This is a genomic window from Thalassotalea fusca, assembly GCF_053485835.1.
The window spans coordinates 1-563 of record NZ_JBQRUN010000052.1 but is presented as its reverse complement, the minus strand read 5'-3'; the positions used below and the strand labels follow the sequence as shown (position 1 = coordinate 563).

Genomic DNA, 563 nt, shown 5'->3' with positions numbered 1-563 from the left:
TGAGCTACTTGAATTAGATGATAATAATTCGAGGAGAATTATTATCGTTTTGATGTTTACAGCGCGACACCGTAAACATCGGGTATTTATATCAGCTTTCCAAATTGTTAAAGAAGTAGATTTTAGCGCTCATTCGGCTAAAAACTTGGTTTAAAAAACCAAACTTAATTTATTCGTTGAATACCTTAAGTTTGGTCTTTCTCTTCATCGAAGAAGTGGTGGAGCTAAGCAGGATCGAACTGCTGACCTCCTGCGTGCAAGGCAGGCGCTCTCCCAGCTGAGCTATAGCCCCATTCTGGGTATACATGTTGTCAAAGCGTTTGGTAGGTCTGGGCAGACTTGAACTGCCGACCTCACCCTTATCAGGGGTGCGCTCTAACCAGCTGAGCTACAGACCTAAACTATCGTCCGAAGCTTACATGTTAGGACTTCTTCTTACTTTCGTTATCAGTGCAATTTGTGTGAACACTCAACATCGTTAATTGTTCAAGATAAGGAGGTGATCCAACCCCAGGTTCCCCTAGGGTTACCTTGTTACGACTTCACCCCAGTCATGAATCACA

2 tRNA genes and 1 rRNA gene are annotated in these 563 nt (G+C 43.2%); all 3 read right to left on the bottom strand.

The features are described from left to right. Nucleotides 1-216: 216 nt before the first annotated feature. A tRNA-Ala gene (locus tag ACSLUK_RS19985) sits at nt 217-292 on the bottom strand. 29 nt (nt 293-321) lie between these two features. Continuing rightward, nucleotides 322-398 (bottom strand) — tRNA-Ile (locus tag ACSLUK_RS19980). Between the two features lie 94 nt (nt 399-492). After that, nucleotides 493-563, bottom strand: a 16S ribosomal RNA gene (locus ACSLUK_RS19975); the annotation flags it as partial.